Raw genomic sequence first — 20,356 nt, forward strand, 5'->3', positions numbered from 1 at the left:
TCTCCCTGCCGCGCGGGGAGAAAGTCGCCAACGGCCGGATGAGGGACGCCTTCCAGCCATGAATTTCTTCGAGCACCAAGCCAATGCGCGCCGCGCTTCGGCGCGGCTGGTTTTCCTGTTCGGGCTGGCGGTGGCCGGCATCGTGGCCGCGGTCGATCTGGCCGCCTGGCTGGTCGCGCCATCGTGGAAGATGCTGGCCTTCACCACCGGGATCACCCTGCTGACGATCCTGTTCGGCTCGCTCTATCGCATCGCCAGCCTGGGCGGTGGAGGCGAGGTGGTCGCCCAGCAGATGGGCGGCACGCTGGTGCCGGCGGACACCACCGACCTGTCGCTGCGGCGGCTGCGCAACGTGGTGGAGGAAATCGCCATCGCCTCCGGCGTGCCGGTGCCCAAGCTCTACGTGCTGGAGGAGGAGGCCGGCATCAACGCCTTCGCCGCCGGCTTCAGCCCGTCCGATGCGGTGGTGGCGGTGACCCGCGGCACCCTGGAGCGGCTCAACCGCGACGAGCTGCAGGGCGTGATCGCGCACGAGTTCAGCCACATCCTCAATGGCGACATGCGGCTCAACGTGCGCTTGATCGGGGTGCTGTTCGGGATCCTGATGATCGGCCTGATCGGCCGCAAGGTGCTGGAATACGGCCGCTTCGGTGGCAGCCGCAACAAGAACGCCGGCGCCCTGCTGGTGGCCGCGCTGGTGGCGATGGTGATCGGCTACGTGGGACTGTTCTTCGGCCGACTGATCAAGGCAGGGGTCAGCCGCTCGCGCGAGCGGTTGGCCGACGCCAGCGCGGTCCAGTTCACCCGCCAGACCGCGGGGCTGGCCGGGGCGCTGAAGAAGATCGCAGGGGTGGGCGAGGGTTCGCGGCTCAGCCACCGCGGCGACGCCGAAGAGGTCAGCCACATGCTGTTCGGCGACGGGGTGGGTTTTTCCAGCCTGTTCGCCACCCATCCGCCGCTGCTGGAACGCATCCGCGCGCTCGAGCCGGGTTTCCGCGACGAACAACTCGAGCGCCTTCGCGCCGAATGGCGCGCTGTCCCGCCGGATGGACTGCAGGAAGACATCGCACTGGGTCTGGTCGATGCCGGGGCCGCGGCGTTGCCGGGTTTGCGCGAACGGGTACGGGTGTCGCCCCCGCGCGTGGCCGCGCAGGTGGCCACGCCGGCGTCCGATGACTACCGCCGCGCCGATGCGATCGTCGATGCGGTCCCCGAGGCGCTGCGCGACCTGGCTCGCGATCGCGAGACGGTGATGGCGCTGCTGCTGGCGCTGCTGCTGGCGGAAGCCGACGACGTGATGGACGCGCAGCGCAAGGTGATCGCCGAGCGACTCGGCGACGGAGCTGCCGATCACGCCCTGCGCATCCACCAGCAGCTGACCGCCGACCTGCACCCGGCCCTGCGGTTGCCGCTGGCGGCGCTGGCCTTCCCGGTGTTGCGGCTGCGTCCGCGCCCGCAGCTGGAGCGATTCCTCGATACCGTGCGGGCCGTTATCGATGCCGACGGCCAGGTCTCGCTGTTCGAATACTGCCTGGCGCAGCTGCTGCAGGTGCAGGTGCGCGAATCACTGGATCCCGCACGCTATGCCCGCTTCGGCCGACGCAAGCCCGGCAACGTGCGCAATGAATTCGCCACCCTGCTGGCGGTGGTGGCGCGCAGCGGCCACGACGATGAGGCAGCCGCGCGCCGCGCCTATCTCGCCGGGCTGCAGCGCGTGCTGCCGCGCGACCACCTGGCCTATGCGCCGCCCGCGGCAGGCGTGCAGGCGCTGGACGCGGTTTGGGAGCCGCTGGACGCGCTGGACCCGCTGGCCAAGCAGGCGCTGGTGGAGGCGGTCACCGATGCGATCAGCAGCGACGGCCGCGTCAGCGTGGCCGAAGCCGAGCTGCTGCGCACGATCTGCGGCGTGCTCCACTGCCCGCTGCCGCCGATGCTGGGTGAGTGAGGGTTGCCACTGCGCACTGTCGCAGGGGGTGCAGCGCGGGGTTGATCAGGTTGCCTTGATCAGGTCCGCCGCCCGCTCCGCAATCATGATCGTCGGCGCGTTGGTGTTGCCACCCGGCAGGTCCGGCATCACCGAGGCGTCAACCACGCGCAGGCCGTCCACGCCGCGCACGCGCAGCTGCGGGTCGACCACCGCGGTGTCGTCGCTGCCCATCCGGCAGGTTCCGATGGGGTGGTAGACGGTTTCGGCGCGGTTGCGCACGAACTCGAGGAACTCGGCGTCGGTACGCGGGGGCGTGGCGGGGAAGATCGGCGCGCCGCGATAGGGATCGAATGCCTTCTGCGCCAGGATTTCCAGCGACAGTTTTGCGCATTCCACCAGCATGCGGCGGTCGAAACCTTCCGCATCGCCAAGGTAGTTGGGGTCGATGATCGGCTTGTCGGCGGCGCGGTTGCTGGCCAGCCGCACGCTGCCGCGGCTGCGCGGGCGCAGGAAGCAGGCGTGCAGGGTGTATCCGTCGCCGCGCAGGCGGTTGCGGCCGTGGTCGTCGATCATTGCCGGGATGAAGTGCAGCTGGATGTCGGCGCGCGCATCCTGCGCCAGGCGGGAGCGCACGAAGCCCGCGCCCTCCGCCACGTTGCTGGTGCCCGGACCCTGATGTCCGCCGAGGTAATACTGCAGCGCGGTCTTGACCTCGCTGATGCGGTCGTAGCTGATCGGCTGGGTGCAGTGCTGCAGGGTGGTGACGTCGAGGTGGTCCTGCAGGTTGGCGCCGACGCCGGGCGCATCGTGCAGGACCTCGATGCCCATCCGGCGCAGTTCGTCGGCGGGGCCGATGCCGGACAGCATCAGCAGCTGCGGTGAATTGATCGCGCCGCCGCTGAGGATCACTTCGCGCGCGGCCTCGAAATGGAAACCCTGGCCCTTGATCGAGCAGACCACGCCGTTGGCGCGGCCGCGTTCGAAGGTGATCCGGCTGACCTCGGCGTGTGTGCGGATGGTCAGGTTGGGGCGCGCTTTCGCCGGGTCGAGGTAGGCCACCGCCGCCGAGCAGCGCGCGCCGTCGCGCTGGGTGACCTGGTACAGGCCCACGCCTTCCTGCCGGGCGCCGTTGAAGTCGTCGTTGAGGCCCAGCCCGGCCTGCCGGCCGGCTTCGACGAAGACGCGGGTGAGCGGGTTGACGTGGCGCAGATCGGACACGCACAGCGGGCCATCGGCGCCATGCCATGCGTCTTCGCCGCGGGCATTGCCTTCGGATCTGCGGAAGTAGGGCAGCACGTTGTCCCAGTGCCAGCCGCTGGCGCCGCCGGCCGCCCAGGCGTCGTAGTCGGCGGCGACGCCGCGGATGTAGCACATCGCGTTGATCGAGCTGGAGCCGCCCAGCAGCTTGCCGCGCGGGCACCACAGCACCCGCCCGCCCAGCTGTGGCTGCGGCACGGTGGCGTAGTCCCAGTTGATCGATTTCAGCCCGGCGATGCGGGCAAGGCCGGCGGGCATGTGCACGAACGGGTGCCAGTCGCGGCCGCCCGCTTCCAGCAGCAGCACCTTGGCCGCCGGGTCCTCGCTCAGGCGGTTGGCCAGGACGCAGCCGGCAGAACCGGCGCCGATGATGATGTAGTCGTACACGTGCGCCCCCTGCGATGACCGACCGAACGTATGCGCCGCTGCTAGAGCAAATGCTCTTTGGCGGGGTGGCGCGGACGGGCCTCCAGCGGTTACCGTTGCGCACCGTTCCGCCTTCCGGCAGCCATGTCCCAACGCCCCGCCGTCGCAGGCAGTTTCGGTCGCTTCAAAGCAGCACTCGGCGATTCGCCGCCGCTGCTGTGGTCGTTCCTGTACTTCTTCTGCCTGCTCACCGGCTATTACGTGCTGCGCCCGGTGCGCGAGGCGATGGGCGCGTCCAGCGACGTGGCCGCGCTGTTCCCGCCGTCGATGATCGCGTTCTTTGCCGAGCGCGGCGTGGTACTGAAAGACCTGCAGCTGCAGGTGCTGTTCACCTGCACCTTCCTGATCATGCTGGCGCTGCAGCCGGTGTACGGCTGGCTGGTCAGCCGCTGGCCGCGGCGGGTGTTTCTGCCGACGGTGTACGGCTTCTTCATCGCCACCCTGCTGCTGTTCTACGTCGCCTTCGACAGCGGCATGCCCGGGCGCGGGATGGCGTTCTTCCTGTGGATCACGGTATTCAACCTGTTCGCGGTGGCGGTGTTCTGGAGCTTCATGGCCGATGTCTTCAGCGATGCCGAAGCGCGCCGCAGCTACGGCTACATCGGCGCCGCCGGCACCGTGGGCGCGATCCTCGGCCCGACGTTGACCCGTATGCTGGTCGAGCGCGTGGGCATCGCCAACCTGATGCTGGTGTCGGCCGCGTTCCTGGTGCTGTGCGTGGTCTGCCTGCTGCGGTTGCGCCATTACGCGGTGCAGCGCGAGGCCAGCCGCCGGCTGGCCAGCGGCGAGGTGCCGATGGGCGGGGCGGTATGGGCCGGCCTGAAACTGGTGGCCAGCGAGCCGCTGCTGCGCTGGCTGGCGCTGCTGTGCGTGCTGGGGGTGGGAGTGGGGACGCTGCTGTACAACGAGCAGGCCGCGATCGTGCGCCAGTTCTATCCCGACCCGAAGGCGGCGACCGCCTACTACGCCAGCATCGACTTGGCGGTGAACGGGGTGACCCTGCTGGTGCAGCTGTTCGTCACCCGCGCGCTGCTGTCGCGCTTCGGCATCACCCCGGCGCTGCTGATCCCGGGTTTCGCCATTGTGCTCGGCTACGCCGCACTGGCGGCATCGCCGCTGCCGCTGCTGGTGGCGGTGGTGCAGGTGATGACCCGCAGTGGCGAGTTCGCGCTGGGCAAGCCGGCGCGCGAAACCATCTACACCCGGGTGGCGCGCGAGTGGCGCTACAAGGCCGGCGCGGCGATCGACACGGTGATCTACCGGGGCGGCGACCTGACCTTCGTGTGGACGCACAAGCTGCTGGCGGGATTCGGTTCCACCGCGGTATTCGGCGTCGGCCTGCTGGTGGCGTGCGGGTTCACGTTCAGCGCGTGGCGGGTCTCGGCCGAGGCGAAGAAGCTGCCCGACGCACGCGCACCGGACGGCGGCTGAGCGCGCTGCCGGCTCAACCCTTCGGCGAGATCCACATCGCGATGGTGGCCTTGAACACCGCCTCGCCCGCCGGATTCTCCACCACGACCTCGAACGGAAGTTCGTAGCCCCCGGCGGCTTCGCGCGGCGGGAACGCCGGGGTGGCGGTGGCGCGCATCGTACCCACCGCCTTCTTCAGGTAGGCCACGGTCATGCCCTTGGGTATCCAGCGCATCGACGTCGGGATGCTGGCGTCGCAGGCCAGTCCGCCGGTGAATTCGGCGAGGTTGCACAGGGCGATCGCGTGCACCGTGCCGATGTGGTTGGTCACCGCGCGCCGGTGCCTGAGGGTGGCGATGCAGCGGCCCGGTTCCAGCACTTCGATCCGCGGCGCGATGCTGGAAAAGTACGGCGCCTTCCAGCACACCAGGCGCGAAAACAGCCAGCGGCCCGCGGGCCAGTGGGCAAGGGATCGATAGCTCGAGAGGACGGACACGGCAGCGTGCGCAGCGCCGCCCCGGCCTTTGGCCGGGACGGCTGCGAGGTCAGGCGACTGCCCGCCGGCTGTCGGCGTGATGGTCGTAATAGCTCGCCGCGCGCAGTTCGTGGGCGTCGAAGTCGTCCACCGTGATGGTGTCCAGGGTGATCGCGTGCAGCTCTTCCAGCTGCTTGCGCTCCTCGGCGGAGATCCAGCCTTCGCGCACGCCCTCGTCCAGCTGCGAGGCGAACTCCAGTGCCTCGATGCCCTTGGCCTTCAGCGCCTTCTGGAACTTGCGCTCCACCGGTTCGGCCAGGATCGCCTTGGCCAGGTAGCTGTTGATGCGCCCGCCCGGGTTGTGCTCGCCCGGGGTCAGGAACACGCCGTTGGCCAGCCGCTCGCGCGCCTCGTTCGGCGCCATCAGCAGCATCGCCACGCGATGGCACAGGCGGTCGCCCGGGGCCACCGCACGACGGCCCAGCGGGAACACCAGCGGCCACAGCAGCCAGCCCAGCGGTTTGATCGGGAAGTTGCGCAGCGCCTGCGACAGTGCAAGCTCGATCTCGTAGGCGCTGTTGTGGAAGGCCCAGGCCAGCAGCGGCTTGTCGGCCTCCGGGCAGCCTTCGTCATGGTGCCGCTTGAGCACCGCGCCCATCATGTAGAGGTGGCTGAGCACGTCGCCGAGGCGGCCGGACAGCGATTCCTTGAACTTCAGCCGGCCACCCAGCGCGCCCAGCGACACGTCCGTGAGCAGTGCCAGGTTGGCGGCGTAGCGGTTGAGCTTGCGGAAGAACTTCCTGGTGTAGGCATCGCCCGCGGTCGCCTGCAGGCGCGAGCCGGTCAGGCCCAGCCAGAACGAGCGCACCGCGTTCGAGATCGCGCCGCCGACGTGCGCATACAGCGCGCCGTCCAGCGCCTCCAGCCCGGCCTTCGCGTCCGGGTCCTGCGCTGCGCGCATTTCCTTGAGGATGTACGGATGGCAGAGGATCGAGCCCTGGCCGAAGATCAGCAGGCTGCGGGTCATGATGTTGGCGCCTTCCACCGTGATGGCGATGGGCGCGGCCTGCCACGAACGGCCGGCGAAGTTGCGCGGGCCGAGGATGATGCCCTTGCCGCCGATCACATCCATGATGTCCTTGGCGATGTCGCGGCCGGCATTGGTGCAGTGGTACTTGGCGATCGCCGACGGCACCGACGGCACGTCGCCGCGATCCACCGCCGCCGCGGTGGCCTGCGACAGCGCACTGATCGCATAGGCCTTGCCGCCGATCCGCGCCAGTGCTTCCTCCACGCCCTCGAAGCGGCCCACCGGCAGGCCGAACTGCTTGCGGATGCGCGCGTAGGCGCCGGTCACCACCGCGCCGGCCTTGGCGCCGCCGCTGGCGGTGGAGGGCAGGGTGATCGAGCGGCCCACGGCCAGGCACTCGTTGAGCATGTTCCAGCCCTTGCCGGCCATGTCCACGCCGCCGATCAGCTGGCTGAGCGGGATGAACACTTCCTTGCCGCGCACCGGGCCGTTCTGGAACGGCGAATTCAGCGGGAAGTGGCGGCGGCCGACGTCGACACCCTCGGTGTCGCGCGGCAGCAGCGCCAGGGTGATGCCGATGTCGCGGGTATCGCCGATCAGGCCGTCCGGGTCGTACATGCGGAAGGCCAGGCCGATCAGGGTGGAGACCGGTGCCAGGGTGATGTAGCGCTTGTCGAAGGTCAGGCGCAGGCCCAGCACGTTGGCGCCGTTCCATTCGCCCTTGCAGACGATGCCGAAGTCGGGGATCGAGGTCGCATCCGAGCCGGCGAACGGTCCGGTCAGGCCGAAGCAGGGCACTTCCTGACCGATCGCCAGCCGCGGCAGGTAGTAGTCCTTCTGCTCCTGGGTGCCGTAGTGGTTGATCAGTTCACCGGGGCCCAGCGAGTTGGGCACGCCGACGGTGGCGCTGACCACGCTGGAAATCGAGGCGAGTTTCTGGATCACCTTGTGGTGGGCCAGGGCGGAGAAACCCAGGCCACCGTACTGCTTGGGAATGATCATCCCGAAGAACTTGTTGCGCTTGATGAAGTCCCACAGCTCCGGCGGCAGGTCGGCGTGGACGTGGGTGATCTCCCAGTCGTTGATCTGCTTGCACAGCTCCTCCACCGGGCCGTCCAGGAAGGCCTGTTCCTCGGCGGTCAGCTGGGGCTTGGGATAGGCCAGCAGCTTGGTCCAGTCGGGCTTGCCGGAGAACAGGTCGCCTTCGAAGCCGACCGAGCCGGTTTCCAGCGCGATCTTCTCGGTCTGCGACAACGGCGGCAGCGCCTTGCGCAGGAAGCCCAGCGCCGGTGCCGTCAGCAGCGGTTTGCGGATCGCCGGCACCAGCAGCGGCACGGCGACCAGCGCCACCAGCACTGCGGCGACGGCGGTGGCGGTCGCATTGGCGCCCAGCAGCCAGCAGGCCACCAGCAGAGTGACGGTCAGCGCGGCCCAGACCGCAAGCCGCAGCCGATGGTAGGCGGCGAACGCGCCCGCGGCGAAGATGACGATGAAAGGCAGGACGAAGCTCATGGCGGGGCTCCCGGTAGCACGGCGGTCATGGGGCGGCAGGCATTGCGCGCGGGGCGCATCCTGCCTACCATACGGGCTAGTATGGCGCTTGCGGCGAGACTGTCAACGCGCAAAACCGAGTGAAAACTCAGCATACTGCCCCCGTCGACAGCGTATGGAACGAGCGTCACGATGACCGGAACCGCACCACGCAGCGGGCGCCTGAGCGCCGACGACTGGGCCCGCGAGGCACTGGACCAGATCGCCGAACAGGGCGTGGCGTCGGTGGCGGTGGAGCCGCTGGCGCGCCGGCTGGGGGTCACCAAGGGCAGTTTCTACTGGCATTTCCCCTCCCGCGACGCGCTGCTGCAGGCGGCACTGGAACGATGGGAACGCGACGAACAGAATGCCTACGGCGCGCTGGAATCGATCGGCGATGCCACCGAGCGCCTGCGCACGCTGTTCCGCCTGATCGCACAGCACAACAAGACCCACATCATCTATTCCGAGCTGCTCAAGGCCGGCGGTCATCCCGCGGTGGATGCGGTACTGGGGCACGTGCTGGAGCGCCGCATCGGGTTCCTGTTCACCTCGTTCCGCCAGGCCGGCCTGAGCCAGAAGGACGCGCTCAACCGCGCGCGCATGACCTACGCGATGTACGTGGGGGTGCTGCAGCTGGAGCTGCCCAGGTTCCAGGCCCGCCAGCCCATCGAAGGCTTCGACGGCTACGTCGAACACATGATGGCGACACTGGTGCCACAGAAGAAGTGATCGCCGCCGCGCGGCGCGACGGGCGCTGCACGGCGTTTTCTGCAAACGATTTCAATGACTGCCCGTGACCGGCGAAGGATTCCGACTTCATGACCAGCAAACTTGACCGCTTGAACCAATGGGTTGCCGAGGTGGCGCGCCTCACCCGCCCGGACGCCATCCACTGGTGCGACGGCAGCGACGCCGAGAACGCGGCGCTGATCGACAAGATGCTGGCCGATGGCACGCTGCACCGGCTCAACGAAGAGACCCATCCCGGCAGCTACCTGCACCGCTCGCACCCCGACGACGTCGCCCGCGTCGAGCACCTGACCTACGTGTGCACCACCCATCACGAAGACGCCGGCCCGAACAACCACTGGATGGCCCCGGACGAGGCCCACGCCGAGATCGACGCGCTGTTCGACGGCTGCATGCAGGGCCGCACGATGTACGTGATCCCCTATTGCATGGGGCCGATCGATTCGCCGCTGTCGCGCTGCGGCGTGGAAATCACCGACTCGCCCTACGTGGTCGCCAACATGCGGATCATGACCCGCATGGGCGCGGCGGCGCTGGCCCGCATCGAGCGCGACGGGACCTTCGTGAAGGGCCTGCACTCGATCGGCGAGCTCGACCCCAACCGCCGCTACATCATGCATTTCCCCGAGGAACTGACGATCAAGTCCTACGGCTCCGGCTACGGCGGCAACGCCCTGCTGGGCAAGAAGTGCCACGCGCTGCGCATCGCCAGCCATCAGGCGCGCAGCGAGGGCTGGCTGGCCGAGCACATGCTGATCCTCGGCGTGGAGAACCCGCAGGGGCAGACCCATTACGTCGCCGCCGCGTTCCCGTCCGCCTGCGGCAAGACCAACCTCGCCATGCTGATCCCGCCGGAAGGCTATCGCCGCGACGGCTGGAAGATCTGGACCATCGGCGACGATATCTGCTGGATGCGTCCGGGCCCGGATGGCCGCCTGTACGCGATCAACCCGGAAGCCGGCTTCTTCGGCGTGGCGCCCGGGACCTCGAACAAGTCCAACCCGAACGCACTGGCCTCGGTCCAGACCAACACCATCTTCACCAACGTCGGCGTCACCGCCGACAACCAGCCGTGGTGGGAAGGCATCGACAACGGCCAGGTCCCGGCCACCGACTGGCAGGGCCAGCCGTACGACCCCAGCGTGCGTCCGGCCGCGCATCCCAATTCCCGCTTCACCGTCAGCGCGAAGCAGTGCCCGTCGTATTCGGAGATGGCCGAAGACCCGCAGGGGGTGCCGATCAGCGCCATCGTCTTCGGTGGCCGCCGCGCCTCGCTGGTGCCGCTGGTGTTCGAGGCCCGCGACTGGACCCACGGCGTGCTGGTCGGCGCCGCGATGGGGTCCGAAACCACCGCGGCGGCCACGGGCGCCGTCGGCGTGATGCGCCGCGACCCGATGGCGATGAAGCCGTTCTGCGGCTACAACTTCGCCGACTACTTCGCCCACTGGCTGAGCTTCGACCAGGACGGCGCGAAGCTGCCCAAGGTCTTCCACGTCAACTGGTTCCGCAAGGGCGACGACGGCAGGTTCCTGTGGCCCGGCTTCGGCGACAACCTGCGCGTGCTGGAGTGGATGATCCGCCGCGTCGAAGGCAGCGTGGCCGCCACCGAGACGCCGATCGGCCACCTGCCGGCGGCGGGCGACCTCAACCTTGATGGCGTCGCCCTGTCCGACGAGGCCCGCGCCAAGCTGTTCGGCCTGGACCGCGCCGGTTGGCAGGCCGAGTTCGCAAACCTCGGCGAATATCTGGCGGAGTACGGCCCGCGCCTGCCGCAGGCGCTGCTTCAGGAACAGCGGCGGATTGCCGAGGCGCTGGCCTGAAACAGCCTGCGCGGCGGTTCCGCCACGCGAAGCCCCGCTTGTGCGGGGCTTCTTTTTTGTCAATTGGGCGAACAGAACCATTACTGAACGCCGGATCGTTGCCCGCGAAACTGAATGCGTGTTTCGCAAGCTGAATGCGGACTAAGGGGGTTGTTAAATAAATGTTGACTGCTCTATAGTCGGGAAGTCAGGCCGTCTGAGGTCGGGCGTACTTGATCTCCTTTGTCACTTCGTCCCTATGGGGGTTACAACAAAATGGCTTCTAACTACCTTGCGAAAGGCCTGAAGCGGAGCGCGCTCACCGTCGCTCTGGGGCTGTGCTTCGTCGGCGGCGTGCAGGCGCAGACCAACACCGCTGGTGCGGTCGTTGGCCGTGCGGTTGCTGGCGACACCATTACCGTCACCAACCCGTCGACCGGCTTCAGCCGCACCATCACTGTGGATGCGACCGGCTCCTACCGCTTCTCGCAGCTGCCGACCGGCCAGTACCAGGTCAGCCGCAATGGCGGTTCGCCGCGCACCGCGAACGTCAACGTGGGCGGTGCCGTCAACGTCGATTTCGTCTCCGCTGATGCGACCACTCTGGATGCCGTGACCGTGATCGGTTCCGGTGCGATCAACCCGATCGACGTGTCTTCTGTCGAATCGACCACCATCCTGACCGCCGAGCAGATCGCCAAGATCCCGGTGTCGCGCGACACCACCTCCGTGGCCCTGCTGGCCCCGGGCACCGTCCGCGGCGACAGCGCGTTCGGCAACCTGGCGTCGTTCGGTGGTTCGTCGGTCGCGGAGAACCAGTACTTCTTCAACGGCTTCAACATCACCAACAGCTTCAACAACCTGAACTTCGCGCAGATCCCGTTCGAGGCGATCGCCGAGCAGCAGACCAAGACCGGCGGCTACGGCGCCGAGTTCGGTCGCTCCACCGGTGGCGTGGTCAACCAGATCTCCAAGCGCGGCTCCAATGATTTCAAGGCCGGCGCCAATGTGTTCTGGTCGCCCAGCAGCCTGAACGAAACCCCGGACAGCTACTACCTGAACGACGGCACGCTTTCGGCTGACCGCAGCAACAACACCGTCGGTACCGAAATGACGGCGTCGGTCTGGGCCAGCGGTGCGCTGGTGCAGGACCGCCTGTTCGCCTACGGCCTGGTGCAGTACACCGACATCGGCGAGGGCAAGTCGATGTCCTCGTCGGGCGGCTTCAGCACCGTCGGCACCAACACGCAGCCGAAGTGGCTGTTGAAGATGGACTGGAACATCAACGATAACAATATCCTTGAGTTCACCGGCATCTCCGACAAGCGCAAGTACGAGACCGACTACTACGCGACCACCTACTCCGATCCGGTCAAGCCGCTGAATCCGCAGCTTGGTCAGTTCAAGGGCACTGCGTTCGACGAGCGCGGCGGCGACACCTACATCGCCAAGTACACCGGCTACCTGAGCGACAGCTTCACCCTGACCGTGCTGGCCGGTACCAGCGAGTCCTCGCGCAGCAACTATTCCGTTACTGCCAACGGCACAGTCAACAGCTACGGTGGCAACGTGGGCGTGCCGGCCAACGGCTGCCCTGTGATCACCGACGCTCGCCCGTCCGCGGTCAACAAGCTGGTCCCGTCGATCACCGGTTGCGCCCTGGACAGCTTCCTGGGCCGCCCGGACGCCAAGGACACCCGCGACCAGTTCCGCATCGACGCCGAATGGCAGCTGGGCAACCACCTGCTGCGTGGCGGCGTGGACATCGACAACTTCGAGTCGGTGGCGGGTGAGTCCTATTCCGGCGGCGTCGTGTGGCGCTATGGTCGCTATACCCGCACTGGTTTTACCGGTGAGAACCAAGTCGTGCGCAAGCGCGTGTTCCAGTCCGGCTCCACCGTGGCCGTGGACCAGACCGCGTTCTATCTGGAAGACAGCTGGAGCATCACCCCCAACTTCATCGCCTACCTCGGTGCGCGTTGGGATACCTTCGACAACCAGAACGGCGACGGCGAGACCTTCGCCAAGATCAAGAACCAGTTCGCTCCGCGCCTGGGCTTCTCCTGGGACGTGAACGGCGATTCCAGCTTCAAGGTCTACGGCAACGCCGGCCGCTATGCGCTGCCGCTGACCGCCACCGTGGCGGTGCGCGGTGCGTCCAAGTCGCTGTACAGCGAAGAGTTCTTCACCTACACCGGCGTTGATCCGACTACGGGTGCGCCGACCGGTCTGGTCAAGATCCCGAACTACAACAATGGCCGTCCGATCAAGTACCTGAACAACGAGTTCGGCGTCGGCAAGAACCCCGAGACCATTGCCGATCAGGGTCTGAAGCCGATGTACCAGGACGAGTACATTCTGGGCTTCCAGAAAGAGCTGACCGACAACCTGTCGCTGGGCGCCCGCCTGATCCGCCGCGACCTTAAGGCCGCGATCGACGACCAGTGCGACTACCGCCCGATCATCGAGTGGGCTCTGGCCAACGGCTTCACCGACAACGGCAGCGGCGGCTTCCAGGAAGTGGCAGACAAGACCCAGAACAGCGACATCGCGGTGTACAACCCCGGTTTCGCCTTCTGCCACCTGTACAACCCGGGTCGCGATGCCACCTTCAAGATGGACATCAACGGCGACGGCACGCTGGAAGAGGTCAAGCTGACCGCCGATCAGCTGGGCCCGAAGGCCAAGCGCAAGTACACGGCGTTTGAAGTCTTCTTCGAAGGCAGCTGGGACCGCGCGTTCCTGCAGGGTTCGTACACCTTCGCCAAGAGCATCGGCAACACCGAGGGCGGCGTGAAGTCGGATATCGGCCAGGACGATACCGGCACCACCCAGGACTTCGACTATCCGGAGCTGACCGAAGGTTCCTACGGCTACCTGCCGAACGATCGCCGCCACAGCTTCAAGCTGTTCGGCAGCTACGACATCACGGATACCGTGACCGTTGGCGGCAACCTGATCGTCCAGTCCGGGCGTCCGATCAACTGCTTCGGCTTCCACCCGATCAACCCGGCCTATGCCAACGGCTACTTCTACTGCCAGGGTCAGCTGACCCCGCGTGGTACCTCGGGTCGCCTGCCGTGGTCGAAGAAGCTGGATCTGAACGTGGCCTGGACCCCGGCGTTTGCCGACAAGCACCTGACCTTCAAGGTCGACGTGTTCAACGTCCTCAACAGCCAGGAAGCGATCAACGTGGTCGAGCAGGGCGAAGATGGCAGCGGCAACTGGCAGCCGAACGTCTGGAAGTCGGTCAACGGCTACCAGGCGCCGCGCTCGGTCCGCTTCATGGTCCAGTACGACTTCTGATATTGATCCACTGTGGTAATTCGGACGGCCGCCTAGTGCGGCCGTCCTTTTTTGTTGATCGTCGCGTGAGCGACTAAAGTTCGGCAGCAAGATGCGGCAAGGAGTTGCAGTAATGGAGATGGATGCATCCCGGCGGTGGCAACAGGCCGAACAGTTGAGTGCGGCGGGCGAGGAGGCGGAGGCGCGGACGCTCTATGCGGGGTTGACCAGCGATCCTGCGATCGCGCCCTATGCCCACCTCCGCCTGAGCGTGGCCGACCAGCGCGCGGGTGACGTACGCGGTGCGGTTGCGCATGCGCTGGAAGCCTTCCGGAAGGCGCAGGCGGATGCCACGCTGCTGGAAATGCTCTGCAAGTTGCTGTTGCGGTTGGGAGAAACGCACGCCGCGCTGGCTTGCGCAAATGCCTTGACCGAGACCCAGCCCATGCCGGGGGCGCTGGCGGAGGTCGGCAAGATGTTGTCCGACCATATGCTGCCCGAAGCCGCTTTGCCCCTGCTGCAGCGAGCGATGGCGACGGGCATGGCAGGCGCTCCGGCGATGCAGTACCTGCTGGGACTGAACCTGATGTATGCAGGCGATCTGCGAGCGGCCGAACATGCGCTGGAGGCGAGCGTACGTGGCAACCCGGAACTGGTTCCGGCGCACTGGGCGTTGGCCAAGCTGGGTGTAGATGACAGTCGTGGCGCGCGGATTGATCGTCTCAAGCGGCTGCTAGCGGCCGCCCCTGGGCGGGGGCCGGAGGCTGCGTTGCTGTGGTACAGCCTGTTTCATGAGTTGGACCGGGATGGCCAGCCGAGATCCGCGTGGGATGCCCTGGATACGGCAATGCGCTTGCGGCGGGCACAGGTGCACTACGACGAAGCGGCGCAGGACACATTGTTCGAAGCGGCCACCCACGCCCTGCGGCATCCGCGTCGCGAAACCCGAGAACCGCTGGGACCTACGCCAGTGTTCGTTGTGGGACTGCCGCGCAGCGGTACCACCGTGATCGAACAGGCACTTTGTATGCAAGCGGACGTAGCCAGTGCCGGCGAGCTGCGCGACCTCGTTACCCAGATGCGATGGGTGACCCAGCGGGCAGGTTCGTTCAACGTCGATGCGGGGTTGATGCAGGCCATGTCATCGGCGCCAGCGGACCTTCTGGGCGATCGCTATCTGGAACACACCCGGTGGCGGGCACGCCGACAGGCGTTCTATGCCGACAAATGGCCGGAGAACTATCTGGCCATCGGCCACATCCTGGCTTCGTTGCCGGAAGCCAGGATTGTCTGCGTACGCCGCGCGCCAGCCGACGCATGTTTTTCCAACCTCAAGGAGTGGTTTGCCGCCTCCTACCCTTACAGCTATAGCCAGGAGGAGGTGGCGCGACAGTACGCCCGCTATGATCGATTGCTGCAGGACGTGAGGGCGGTGGCCAGTCCGCGCGTGGCATTCGTGGAATACGAGGCATTTGCGCGCCAGCCGGATGCCGCCATTGCTGGACTCAAGCTGCTGCTTGACCTGCCGGATCGGACGATCCCCGGCGCGCGGGAGAGCGTTCCCACGGCCAGCGCCGTCCAGGTGCGTAGCGCCGTCAGCACGCGCCACGTCGGTGCGTGGCGGCGGTATGCCGAATGGCTTGGTCCGATGCTGGATGAGCTGGCCCGCTGTGGTTATCCGCAGGACGCGGAGGCCGGCGCGTGAGCAATATCGATGCACCCATGCGGGCGATGCTGGAATACGCCGCGCAACTTGCGGAAGAAAATGATTTCACGGCCCTGCGTGGACTGCTGGATGGCATCCGGGTGGATACGGAAGTCAAGGCCAAGCACCTCGTGGAGGCGTCCTACTCGGAGTCACTGGCGGGCCGTTACCGGAATGCGCGCACCGCCGCGCTGATGGCATACACGTTGCGGCCCACCAAACCGGAAACCCGACAGCAACTGGCTGCCCGATTGCGAACAATCAACGAGGCCGGTCCGCTGCTGGAGTTGATCCGGAGTTCCGGTCCGCTGCACAGCATTCCGATCCCGCTGCTATTGGGTTATGCCGCGCAGCTGTCCTACCTCAACATGCAGGAAGCTGCATTGATCCATCTGGACGAGGCGCGCAGGGCGGATCCGCGTTACCCGCCCACGTTGCTTTCGCGCGGCCAGGTGTTGACCTATCTCGGCCGCATCGACGAGGCCGCCGCCGAGTTCGAACGCTGCATCACTATCGCGCCGCAGATCGGCCAGGCGCACTGGTTCCTTGCGCACGTGCGCAAGGCGACTGCGGACAGCAACCACGTGCCACGCCTGCGCGCCCAGCTTGCGCGTCCAGGCCTGCCGCCGCAGGAGGAGGTTTCCTTGGCTTTTGCGCTGCACAAGGAGCTGGACGACCTGGGGGAACACGAATCCGCATGGCAGGCGCTGCAGCGTGCGTGTGTGGCGAAACGCGCCACCCTGCGTTACGACCCCGACGACAGTGTCCGTCTGGTCGATGCGCTGGTGGCGATGCCCCCGGCCGTTCCGGTCGCCGCACAGGCCAGCCTGGGGCCGACCCCGGTATTCATCGTGGGCATGCATCGTTCCGGAACCACGCTGCTCGAACAGCTGTTGGACGCCAGTCCGGCAGTGCGCGGCGTGGGCGAGCTTTACGATTTCACCAGCGCCATGCGCTATGCAACGGATCGCCATTGCCGCGGCGTGATCGATGCCGGCCTCGTGGCGCGGGCAACCGGGATCGACTTCGGCGCGGTTGGTCGCCGCTACCTCGCTGGCATGTCCTGGCGCCTGGGCGAGGAACGCTTCTTCACCGACAAGCTGCCGTCCAACTTCCTCAATATCGGGTTCATCTGCCAGGCGCTGCCGCAGGCCCGGATCCTGCACATGGTGCGGGACCCCATGGAGACCTGCTTTTCCAATCTCCGGGAGTTGTTCTCGGACGCCAACCCCTATTCGTACGACCAGCTGGAGTTGGCCGGCTACTTCGTGCAGTACCGGCGCTTGATGGCGCACTGGCATGCGCGATTCCCGGGCCGGATCCTGGACGTGGAGTACGCGCAACTCACCCGTGACCCTGAGGCGACGATGCGTGGCGTCGCTGCTTTCTGCGGCATGGAGTACCTGCCGGCCATGAGTGATCCACGGAACAGCGGGCGCGCAGTGGCTACCGCCAGCGCAGTCCAGGTGCGGCAGGGCGTAGTCCGGCGGGACGTCCCCAAGTGGATGGTCTACGCCGATCACTTGCGCCCCTTGTCTGCGGCGTTGCAAGCAGCTGATGCCGGACTCCCCGCGGGCAATCGATAGGCCGGCCCGCAGAACCTGCCGCCGCGACTCAACCAGAATGGCCGTTGCGTGCGCCGTGCCAGCGCGGCCGCGAGGCTAGGCAAGCGCTCGGACGGGAAATTTCCGGGCCCTTACACCAGTCACAAGTCAGAATTATTTTTCTGTTGTTAAGAATTGGTTCACTCTTGAAGAACGCCATCGACGACATCTGCCCCACCGAGTGCTTCATCTTCAACGCAGGCACGAACAAGGCGACCTTCTGGGAGGACGACGGTACCGGCAACCTGGTCCAGGTGACGCACGACTTCGCCCAGGACTTCGGCACCGCGTTCCCCAAGCTGAAGCGCAAGTACGCGGCCCTGGACATGTACGCCCAGTACCGCGAAGGCAACTTCTTCGGTCGCGTCGACTACACCCTGTCGCACAACTGGGGCAACGCCGAAGGCCAGCTGAACTCTTCGGTGGATACCGGCAACGGCGGCCAGGGTGACGTGTCGGTGACCCAGGACTGGGATCTGCCCGAACTGATGTACGGCGTGAGCGGCAGCCTGCCGAACAACCGTACCCATCAGATCAAGGCCATCGGCTCCTATCGCTTCACCGACGAGTGGCGCGTGGGCGGTTCGGCCATCGTCCAGAGTGGTCGTCCGCGTAGCTGCTACAGCTACTGGCCGTATGCCAAGCCCGGTATCTATAACGGCGCGTACTACTCCTACTGCGGTGTCCCGGGCGCGCAGACTGCGGTGAACAATCCCAATGTCACCCCGGATCCGAGCTACGTGTTCTCGCCGCGCGGTAGCGCCGGCGAAACCCCGTGGACGGCGACGTTCAACGTCAACCTGACCTACACCCCGAACTGGATGAAGGGTCTCAGCCTGGCGATGGACGTGCTGAACCTGTTCGACAGCCAGACCCCGACCGGCTACTACGAGCGTTCGGCCAGCAGCCGCACGACGGTGAACCCGCGTTACGGCCAGGTGCTGTACTACAGCAGCCCGCGTAGCTTCCGCTTCACTGCGCGTTACGACTTCTGATTCCGGTCAGTAGTTCGCCGTAACCTGAGGCCGGCCCCGCAAGGGGCCGGCTTTTTTTTGACGATTGCAAGTGCACAAGGCTCCCGGCCAAGAGGGTGCCCCTTTGGTCGGTCATCCAGCGTCTCGCGTGGTTTAAACCATCGGTCGTTTTCCTGCATCACAATCCCCATGCTGATGCAGACCATGCCGCTACCGCAGGCCACTGAATCCGACGACGACGCCGGATTGGCGCGGCGTGCGGCCTGCGCCGACGTGTCTGCATTCGAGCAGCTCTACCGCCGCCACCACCGCCGCGTGCATGGGGTGATCGTGCGGCTGGTGGGGCAGGCGGGGACGCGTGCGGAGGACCTCACCCAGGAGGCCTTCGTGCGCGCCTGGCAGGCGCTGCCGGCCTTCCGCTTCGAGAGCGCGGTATCGACCTGGCTGCATCGCCTGGCGGTCAATACCGCGCTGATGGAGATGCGGGCGCGTCGCAGCCGGCCGTGGCCAGAGGATGACGATTACGCGCTGGAATCGGTGGCTACCCCGGATACCGCCGGCCGTGCCGTGCTCGGCCGCGACCTGGAGCGCGCGGTCGCGAGCCTGCCGCCGCGCGCGCGCGCGGTGCTGGTGTTGCACGACGTAGAAGGCTGGAAGCACGAGGAAATCGCGGGCGAGCTTGGCATGGCGGTGGGAAGTTCGAAGGCGCAGTTGCATCGCGCGCGCGGACTGCTGCGCGCGAGGATCGGAGAAATGGCATGAGTGGACAACACGACATCGGCGAGGCCTCGCTGCGAATGGCGCTGCAGGCGCTGCGCCGGGATATCGAGCCAGAGCGGGATCTGTGGCCGGGCATCGCGGCAAGGCTGTCCCCGCAGGTGGCGCCGGCGCGGCCGCCCCGGCGCATCTGGCCGTTCGCGATGGCGGCTTCGATGCTGCTGGCGCTGGGCCTGGCCCGGCAGGAGGCACCGGAGCTGGCGCGGCCGGTGGCGGTGGAGGCGCCGGCGCCCGTCGGGATCATGCCGGGCGCCAGCGAGGCGGAGGCGCTGACCCTGCATTACCAGGCGGCGCTGCGCGAGCTCGACGCCCGCGCGACGCCGGCCAGCTGGCAGCCGGGGCTGGAGGCGCTGGACCAGGGCGCCCAACAGGTGCTGGCGGCCCTGCGCCACAGTCCGCAATCCCCGCAGCTGCTGGAGCGGCTGCGCCAGATCTATGCCCGCCGGCTCGCCCTGTCGCGCCGCGCTCTTTTTGCCTGAGGACCCGACGATGCAAATCCTTTCCAGAATGCTGTGGGCCGCGCTGGCCGCCACGATCGCGCTGCCGGGCATGGCGGCGACGCCGATCAACCAGACCCGCCCGCTGGACACGCGTGGCCGGGTGGAAATCGAGAATCTCAAGGGGAAAGTGGAGGTGGTGGCGTGGGACCGCCCCGAGGTCAAGCTGTCCGGCACCCTGGGTGACGGGGTGGAGCGGCTTGCAGTCGAAGGCGATGGCCGCGTGCTTCGCATCAAGGTCCAGTACCCGTCACGCAACCGCGACGCCGAGCCGAGCCAGCTGGTCGTGCAGATGCCGCTGCTGGCCGACCTGGAGGTTGAAACCGTCTCGGCCGACATCGACGTCACCGGCATGGCTTCACGGGAGCTGGAGCTGGAATCCGTCAGTGGCGACATCGTCGCCAACGGCGCACCGCGACGCGGCGGGATCAGTTCGGTGAGCGGTGACATCCGGCTGGCGATGAACAGCCCCAGCCTGCGGGCGGAGACGGTCAGCGGCCAGCTGACGGTGCAGGGGCGGCTGGACGGGACCATCGCGCTGGAAAGCGTGTCCGGCGACATCCGCCTGGACACACTGGGCGAACGAGCGCGCAAACTCTCCGCCAGCTCCGTGTCCGGCGACATGGACCTGAAGCTGGGGCTGGCCGAGGACGGCGAGATCCGCATGGAGAGCGTGAGCGGCGACCTGCGCCTGCGCCTGCCGGCGAACCTGTCGGCGCAGGTCTCGGGCGAAACCTTCAGCGGAGACCTGGCCGCGCCGGGCGCGAAGATCCGAAAAGAGGAATTCGGCCCCGGCTCGAGTTTCCGGATGCGTTACGGTGCAGGCAAAGGTGATGTGCGCCTGCAGACTTTCTCCGGCGACGCACGCCTGATCATGCCGTAACGGTCGCGGCGGGTGCCGCCGATG

14 protein-coding genes are annotated in these 20,356 nt (G+C 67.0%); 11 read left to right on the forward strand and 3 right to left on the reverse strand.

The window, feature by feature from the left end:
* Positions 1 to 58 precede the first annotated feature (58 nt).
* The gene (locus ICG51_RS10095) at positions 59 to 1,945 is read left to right on the forward strand and encodes a M48 family metallopeptidase (protein WP_190280243.1); all 1,887 of its coding nucleotides are present in this window, start codon (positions 59 to 61) and stop codon (positions 1,943 to 1,945) included.
* A gap of 45 nt (positions 1,946 to 1,990) precedes the next feature.
* On the opposite strand, the gene ICG51_RS10100 is transcribed toward ICG51_RS10095, so the two are convergent.
* On the reverse strand, positions 1,991 to 3,571 hold the full coding sequence (locus tag ICG51_RS10100; RefSeq protein WP_190280244.1) for a choline dehydrogenase: 1,581 nt from the start codon (positions 3,569 to 3,571) through the stop codon (positions 1,991 to 1,993).
* Between the two features lie 123 nt (positions 3,572 to 3,694).
* Between ICG51_RS10100 and ICG51_RS10105 the strand changes: the two genes are divergently transcribed.
* Complete coding sequence (locus tag ICG51_RS10105) at positions 3,695 to 5,041, forward strand: MFS transporter (protein WP_190280245.1); 1,347 nt, start codon at positions 3,695 to 3,697, stop codon at positions 5,039 to 5,041.
* A gap of 13 nt (positions 5,042 to 5,054) precedes the next feature.
* Here ICG51_RS10105 and ICG51_RS10110 read toward each other — a convergent pair whose 3' ends face one another.
* Together ICG51_RS10110 and ICG51_RS10115 are read right to left on the reverse strand one after the other, a co-directional pair.
* Positions 5,055 to 5,516 (reverse strand): hotdog fold domain-containing protein, encoded by a 462-nt coding sequence (locus ICG51_RS10110; RefSeq protein WP_190280246.1) that lies wholly within the window; start codon positions 5,514 to 5,516, stop codon positions 5,055 to 5,057.
* 49 nt (positions 5,517 to 5,565) lie between these two features.
* A complete protein-coding gene (locus ICG51_RS10115) occupies positions 5,566 to 8,037 on the reverse strand; it encodes an acyl-CoA dehydrogenase (RefSeq protein ID WP_190280247.1) in 2,472 nt (823 codons plus the stop codon).
* 171 nt (positions 8,038 to 8,208) lie between these two features.
* Here ICG51_RS10115 and ICG51_RS10120 point away from each other — a divergent pair, with 171 nt between their 5' ends.
* The 9 genes from ICG51_RS10120 (at position 8,209) to ICG51_RS10160 (ending at position 20,332) form a co-directional block, all read left to right on the forward strand.
* Positions 8,209 to 8,787, forward strand: a complete 579-nt coding sequence (locus ICG51_RS10120) for a TetR/AcrR family transcriptional regulator (protein WP_190280248.1) — start codon at positions 8,209 to 8,211, stop codon at positions 8,785 to 8,787.
* Between the two features lie 89 nt (positions 8,788 to 8,876).
* Complete coding sequence (locus tag ICG51_RS10125; protein ID WP_190280249.1) at positions 8,877 to 10,628, forward strand: phosphoenolpyruvate carboxykinase (GTP); 1,752 nt, start codon at positions 8,877 to 8,879, stop codon at positions 10,626 to 10,628.
* 255 nt (positions 10,629 to 10,883) lie between these two features.
* Entirely contained in the window at positions 10,884 to 13,913 is a 3,030-nt protein-coding gene (locus ICG51_RS10130; RefSeq protein WP_190280250.1) for a TonB-dependent receptor, read from the forward strand.
* A gap of 112 nt (positions 13,914 to 14,025) precedes the next feature.
* The gene (locus tag ICG51_RS10135; RefSeq protein ID WP_190280251.1) at positions 14,026 to 15,597 is read left to right on the forward strand and encodes a sulfotransferase; all 1,572 of its coding nucleotides are present in this window, start codon (positions 14,026 to 14,028) and stop codon (positions 15,595 to 15,597) included.
* Positions 15,594 to 17,183: a tetratricopeptide repeat-containing sulfotransferase family protein gene (locus tag ICG51_RS10140; protein ID WP_190280252.1), complete on the forward strand. Its 1,590-nt coding sequence runs from the start codon at positions 15,594 to 15,596 to the stop codon at positions 17,181 to 17,183. Before ICG51_RS10135 ends, ICG51_RS10140 begins: the two co-directional genes overlap by 4 nt.
* 164 nt (positions 17,184 to 17,347) lie before the next feature.
* Positions 17,348 to 18,196 (forward strand): hypothetical protein, encoded by an 849-nt coding sequence (locus tag ICG51_RS10145; protein ID WP_190280253.1) that lies wholly within the window; start codon positions 17,348 to 17,350, stop codon positions 18,194 to 18,196.
* Positions 18,197 to 18,364: 168 nt separating this feature from the next.
* Entirely contained in the window at positions 18,365 to 18,937 is a 573-nt protein-coding gene (locus ICG51_RS10150) for a sigma-70 family RNA polymerase sigma factor (RefSeq protein ID WP_190280254.1), read from the forward strand.
* The gene (locus ICG51_RS10155) at positions 18,934 to 19,431 is read left to right on the forward strand and encodes a hypothetical protein (RefSeq protein ID WP_190280255.1); all 498 of its coding nucleotides are present in this window, start codon (positions 18,934 to 18,936) and stop codon (positions 19,429 to 19,431) included. The genes ICG51_RS10150 and ICG51_RS10155 overlap by 4 nt, the downstream gene beginning before the upstream one ends.
* A 10-nt stretch (positions 19,432 to 19,441) precedes the next feature.
* The gene (locus ICG51_RS10160; RefSeq protein ID WP_190280256.1) at positions 19,442 to 20,332 is read left to right on the forward strand and encodes a DUF4097 family beta strand repeat-containing protein; all 891 of its coding nucleotides are present in this window, start codon (positions 19,442 to 19,444) and stop codon (positions 20,330 to 20,332) included.
* The last annotated feature ends 24 nt before the right edge of the window (positions 20,333 to 20,356 follow it).

It is taken from the genome of Thermomonas sp. XSG (assembly GCF_014678725.1).
Classification (GTDB): domain Bacteria; phylum Pseudomonadota; class Gammaproteobacteria; order Xanthomonadales; family Xanthomonadaceae; genus Thermomonas.